This is a genomic window from Enterobacter cloacae complex sp. GF14B, from assembly GCF_004136805.1.
Lineage (GTDB): Bacteria > Pseudomonadota > Gammaproteobacteria > Enterobacterales > Enterobacteriaceae > Enterobacter > Enterobacter hormaechei_C.
In genome coordinates this window covers 1-5,773 of sequence record NZ_QFRV01000137.1, presented here as the reverse complement: position 1 = coordinate 5,773, position 5,773 = coordinate 1, and the positions used below count along the sequence as shown (strand labels likewise).

Below are 5,773 nucleotides of genomic sequence, written 5' to 3'. Positions count from 1 at the left end.
CCTGCCAGCGGCGGCTGTTCAGGGTCAGCAGGTCGTTGCCAAGCACGTTAAGCCGCTTAGCGCTCACGATGCCGGGCTTGCGCACCAGCCCCATCAGGGCGCGGGCAGACATGGACTTGCCGGAGCCGGATTCTCCCACCAGCGCCAGCCGCTCTTTGCCCAACGTAAAGCTCAGGTTGTTGACCACGCGCGCGGCGGGGTAGTCGATATTCAGCGCATCGACGATGACGCGGTGTTCAGTCATGCTGTGGCTCCAGTACGTCGCGCAGGCCATCGCCCAGCAGGTTAAAGGCCAGGCTGGCAAACAGAATCGCCCCGCCTGGAATGGCGGCAATCCACCACTGGTCAAAAATGACCTGCATGCCGTCGGCAATCATCGCGCCCCATTCCGCCATCGGTGGACGCGCGCCCAGACCAAGGAAGCCCAGCCCGGCAGCGGCCAGAATAATCCCGGCCAGATCCAGCGCCAGTCGCACAATCGCGGAGGGCAGGCACAGGGGCAGAATATGGCCGACCAGCAGGCGCGGGCCGCGAATGCCCATCATCTCCGCGGCGGCCAGATAATCGCTGTGGCGCAGACGCTGGATTTCACTGCGCGCCTGGCGCGCATAGGCAGGCCAGGTCGTTAAGGCCAGCGCCAGCGCGCCGTTGACCAGCCCCGGGCCGAGCATCGCCACAAACGCGAAGGCGAGGATCAGGCGCGGCATCGACATCACCACGTCGGAAAAGCGCATCAGGATGCGCTCCATCCAGCCGCCGTAGTAGCCTGACAAAATCCCCACCAGCAGACCGGCGGGGAGGGTAATAACGGTGACTAAGGCCACCAGCCCCAGTGCCGGACGGGTGCCGTAGATTAATCGGGAGAGCAGATCCCGCCCATAGCTGTCAGTACCCAGCCAGTGCTGCGCGTTGGGCGGTTGCAGACGCGCGGCGGCGTCCTGCCAGTTGGGATCCTGCGGCGCAAGCCACGGCGCGAACAGAGCAATAAGCACCAGCAGCGCGATGGCGATCAGCCCGCAAAACGCGGCAGGGGAGCGGCGCAGGCGGCGTAAGAAGAGATAAAACGGCATTAGCGCACCCTGGGATCGGTCGCCCGCACAAGCAGGTCGGTAAGGTTATTGATCAGAACAAAGCAGACGCCAATCAGCAGCGTGCCGCCCATCACGGCGGTGGTGTCACCGGCGAACAGGGCCGTGGTGAGGTAGCGCCCGATGCCCGGCCACGAGAAGACGGTTTCGGTTAATACCGCGCCCTCCAGCATGCTGGTGTAGGCCAGCGCAATCACCGTCAGCAGCGTGCTGCGAATGTTCGGCAGCACGTGACGCAGCAGGATGGTCATCTCTCCGGCGCCCTTGGCGCGGGCGAGCAATATGTACTCTTTGTTCATCTCGCTCAGACAGGCGGAGCGCGTCAGGCGGGTGATACTTGCCAGCGAGTAGTAGGCCAGCAGCAGCACCGGCAGCACCAGGTGGCTGATGGCGTTGCGGAACGCCTCGCGGTCGCCGGAAAGCCAGGTATCCACCAGCGCAAATCCGGTTCGTGGCTCGACGGTGAATTGCCAGATGTCGTCCAGCCTGCCGGGGCCAGCGCTCCACTGTAGTTTCGCGTAGAACAGAGCCAGCATCAGCAGGCCGAGCCAGAATATCGGCACCGAATTGCCGAGCAGGGTGAGCGTTCTGATCGCTAAGTCCAGTGGCGAACCGGCGTAGCGGGCGCACAGCACACCCGCAATTACGCCGAGTACTGTGCCGATAATTAGCGCCAGCGTTGCCAGTTCCAGCGTGGCGGGAAAGGCGTGCAGCAGGTCCTGCAATACCGGCTGACCGGTAGCGCTGGCGGTGCCTAAATCCCCGTGAGCGAGGTTTTGCAGGTAGTGCCAGAACTGCACTGGCAGGGGCCGATCCAGCCCAAGCTGGTGGCGTACCTGATCGTAAGTGGATTGGCTGGCGTGATCGCCGACGATCTGCAATACGCGATCGACCGGGGAAAAGGCAGAGAGCGCAAACGTGACCAGCAGTAGCCCGAACAGCGTGAGCAGGAGAGTCAGCAGACCCTGAAGCATGCGGGTGGAAAGATGTGGCATGGGAAAATCGTTATCCTGAAAATATGCACGAACGACCCCCTCTCCCACGGGAGAGGGAGAGGGGGGAAAAGCTACTTCATAACGCGATCGTACCAGACCATATCCGCGTTCAGCCCCTGCTGATACCCCTTGACGTTATCGCGCACCACGATCTGAGTTTTGCCCTGGTCAACGAACACGTACGGCGAGGTATGCTGTAACTGTTCCTGCATCTTCTTATACAGATCCAGACGTTTCGCCGGATCCGGCTCGGCAACCGCCGCCAGCGTGGCCTTGTTCAGCTCCGGGATTTTCCAGCCGTTCAGACCGGCCACGGTGCTGGACTTCCCGTCGTTCCACGCGAAGGCGCTGGCGTTGGAGTGCGCATCGAAGTAATCCGGGATCCACAGACGAATCGCCGCCTGATGCTGCTTAGCGCGCACGCGGGCGTACACCTGGCTACCCGCAGCGGGCAGCAGATCCACCTTCACGCCACCCTGAGCAAAGCTCGCCTGCATGGATTGCGCGATGGTGATGAACGGTGGTTTATTCTCCACGTCCAGCGTGAAATGCGCGTCTTTGATGCCCGCCTTGGCGAGGATCGCTTTTGCTTTTGCCGGGTCAAACGTGAACGGATTGTCCTCCAGCGCGCCCGGCAGGCCGACCGGCAGGAAGCTCTGATGAACAAAATACTGGCCTTTCAGCAGGTCTTTGGTGATGCCTTCATAATCCACCAGCCAGCGCGAGGCTTCCCAGAACGCTGGATTATTCAGCAGCGGGTTAGCGCTGTTGCCGGTGTTAAACACCAGATAGTTTTGCTCGGCAGAAGGGATGCTCAGTACCTTCACGCCCGGCTTGCCGCTGAGGGCGCTTATCTGGTCTGCACCCAGATCGCGCGCCACGTCCGCATCACCCTGCTGGATCAGCAGGCGGCGGGAAGCGGGATCGGGGACGTTTTTAATGATGATGCTTTTAAGCTTCGGCGCGCCGCCGGGCGCGGATTCGTTGGCTTCCAGCACGATGGCCTGATGCGGCTGGTAAACGCGCATTTTGAACGCGCCGCTGCCCGCAGAGTGCATTTTTAACCACGCGTTGCCGAAGTCGTTATCCTTCACGTTCGCCGCAACCTGTTTTTCATCGACGATGGAGGCAATCGGCGTGGAGAGAATATTCAGCGCCACCGACGGGCTAACGTCGGCCGTCCAGTGAAGCGTGAGGGTATGGTCGTCCACTTTCTTTAGCTGGCTGGCGATGTTGCTGGCGTCCCAGCCCAGTACGTTGAGGATAAACGCCGGGGATTTGTTCAGCGTCACGGCGCGGGTATAAGAGAAGATCACGTCTTCCGGGCGCAGCGGGTTGCCGGAGGAGAATTTCGCATCGGGTTTAAGCTTGATGGTCAGGGTTTTTGCTGCCGCGTCCGCGTCCCAGCTTTCTGCCAGAACCGGCGTGATTTTTTCCGGATTATCGCGGTCCGGCTGTACCAGACGCTGGTACAGGCTCGGCACGGTCTGGATGCTGGAAAGCTCGTTGGCTTCGGCCGGGTCAAGGCTCACGATATCATCCAGACCCTGGGCGACAACCAGCGTGTTGGGCGGGGTAGCGGCGTGAGCAGCGCTTGAGAGCGCAGCCAGCACCAGTAACGGCAGCAGTTTTTTAGTCATAGCGATCCCTGAAGAAAATATATTGTGATTGTTTTATGCACCGTTACGGTAGGCTGGCTGAGGATTTCCTCAAAGTCGAAATTCTGCTTTGCTTATGCCATCCGGGAATAACGCATTCGGTCTGGTTATGAGTCACCTCTCTTTTCGTTCGCTTTTTAACCTGCTATAACAAACTCCTTACCTTTCAGGGAGTCACCGCCGTGCCCGAAATCAATCAACATGGTCAAACCGTTAACGATATTGTCCCGGACTGGAAATGCGCCCGCGCGTTAACCCGTACTCTGCTCACCGGCCAGTATTGCCGCCTGGAGCCGCTGGATGCTGACCGCCATTCGGCTGATTTGTTTGAAGCCTATGCGCTGGGTGACGACAGCGACTGGACGTGGCTTGCCAGCACCCAGCCTGTGAGCGTTGAGGCCACTGCGCACTGGGTGCTGGGAAAGGTGCTGGATGACGACCTGGTGCCCTTTGCCGTTATCGATCTGCGCACCGAAAAGGCGGTAGGGCTGGTCAGCTATATGGCGATAGAACGCTTTCAGGGCTCGGTTGAGATCGGCCACGTCACCTGGTCGCGCAGGATGAAGGGCACCCGCGTGGGTACCGAAGCGGTGTGGCTGCTGCTGAAAAATGCCTTTGAGCATCAATATCGCCGGCTGGAGTGGAAGTGTGATTCGATGAACATCGCCTCACGCAACGCGGCGGAGCGGCTGGGGTTTGTCTGGGAAGGGCGCCTGCGCCAGAAGCTGGTGCGTAAAGGCCGCAACCGCGACAGCGATATGCTTTCGATTATTGACGGCGAATGGCCGGAAAAGGATGCGGCTCTGCGGGCCTGGCTGGCAGCGGAGAATTTTGACGGGGAAGGGCGGCAGGTCAGGCGGTTAGAGGAATTTCGGACGTAAAAGCCTTACCCCTCACCCCAACCCTCTCCCCAAAGGGGAGAGGGTTAGGGTGAGGGGAGAAGTTCGCACTCAGCGGCGAACCGGCGCCCCGTTCGCCACATAATACGCCGCCGTGCTCTTCGCCAGCGGCTCGCGCCCGCGAATGGCGTCGGCAATCTTTTCGCCAATCATGATGGTGGTGGCGTTCAGGTTGCCGGTGATAATCTGCGGCATAATCGACGCATCCACTACGCGTAACCCTTCCAGCCCGTGAACGCGGCCTTCGCCGTCGACCACCGCCATTTCGTCGTAGCCCATCTTGCAGGTACCGCACGGGTGGAAGGCGGTTTCGGCGTGGTTGCGCACGAACTCGTCCAGCTGTTCGTCGGTCTGGCATTCGACGCCCGGGCTGATTTCACGACCGCGATACTTGTCCAGCGCCGGCTGATGCATGATCTCGCGGGTGATGCGGATCGCGTCGCGGAACTCCTGCCAGTCCTGCTCGTGGGACATGTAGTTGAACAGGATCGCCGGATGCTGGTGCGGATCGCGCGACTTGATGCGCACGTGGCCGCGGCTCGGGGAGCGCATGGAGCCAACGTGGCACTGAAAACCATGCTCTTTCACCGCGTTCGAGCCGTTGTAGTTAATCGCCACCGGCAGGAAGTGATACTGAATGTTCGGCCACTCGAACTCCTCGCGGCTGCGGATAAACCCGCCTGCTTCGAAGTGGTTGCTCGCGCCCACGCCCGTGCCGCCAAACAGCCACTCCGCGCCAATCTTCGGCTGGTTCCACCATTGCAGGGCAGGGTAGAGGGAGACCGGCTCCTTACATTCATACTGAAGATACATCTCCAGGTGATCCTGCAAGTTTTCACCCACTCCGGGTAAATCATGTACCAGCGGGATATCAAACTGCTTCAGCAGTTCAGCGTTGCCCACGCCGGAGCGCTGGAGGATCTGCGGAGACGCGATGGCGCCCGCGCACAACAGTACCTCTTTCTTCGCTGTCGCTTTTGACGGAATGGTGCTTTCGCCTTCCAGCCACTCGACGCCCACCGCGCGCTTGCCGTCAAAGATAATGTGATCGGTCATGGCGTGGGTGCGGATGGTCAGATTCGGGCGCGGTTTGGCCTGATCCAGATAGCCGCGCGCGGTGCTGGCGCGTCGGC

6 protein-coding genes are annotated in these 5,773 nt (G+C 60.7%); 1 reads left to right on the top strand and 5 read right to left on the bottom strand.

Features of this window, described 5'->3' with window-relative positions; translation table 11 throughout:
• The 4 genes from DD606_RS23525 to DD606_RS23510 form a co-directional block, all read right to left on the bottom strand.
• Positions 1 to 244 (bottom strand): ATP-binding cassette domain-containing protein (locus DD606_RS23525; protein ID WP_129259257.1); only part of this gene is annotated, 244 nt, incomplete at its 3' end.
• A complete protein-coding gene (locus tag DD606_RS23520; RefSeq protein WP_023324282.1) occupies positions 237 to 1,070 on the bottom strand; it encodes an ABC transporter permease in 834 nt (277 codons plus the stop codon). The genes DD606_RS23520 and DD606_RS23525, both read right to left, overlap by 8 nt.
• Positions 1,070 to 2,083, bottom strand: coding sequence for an ABC transporter permease (locus tag DD606_RS23515; protein WP_047746753.1), 1,014 nt, complete (start codon positions 2,081 to 2,083; stop codon positions 1,070 to 1,072). Before DD606_RS23515 ends, DD606_RS23520 begins: the two co-directional genes overlap by 1 nt.
• 71 nt (positions 2,084 to 2,154) lie before the next feature.
• Positions 2,155 to 3,723, bottom strand: a complete 1,569-nt coding sequence (locus DD606_RS23510; RefSeq protein ID WP_058658482.1) for an ABC transporter substrate-binding protein — start codon at positions 3,721 to 3,723, stop codon at positions 2,155 to 2,157.
• Positions 3,724 to 3,923: 200 nt separating this feature from the next.
• Here DD606_RS23510 and DD606_RS23505 point away from each other — a divergent pair, with 200 nt between their 5' ends.
• A complete protein-coding gene (locus DD606_RS23505; protein WP_003858833.1) occupies positions 3,924 to 4,622 on the top strand; it encodes a GNAT family N-acetyltransferase in 699 nt (232 codons plus the stop codon).
• Positions 4,623 to 4,691: 69 nt separating this feature from the next.
• Here DD606_RS23505 and DD606_RS23500 read toward each other — a convergent pair.
• On the bottom strand, positions 4,692 to 5,773 hold a 1,082-nt coding region (locus tag DD606_RS23500), incomplete at its 5' end, for a choline dehydrogenase (protein WP_129259255.1).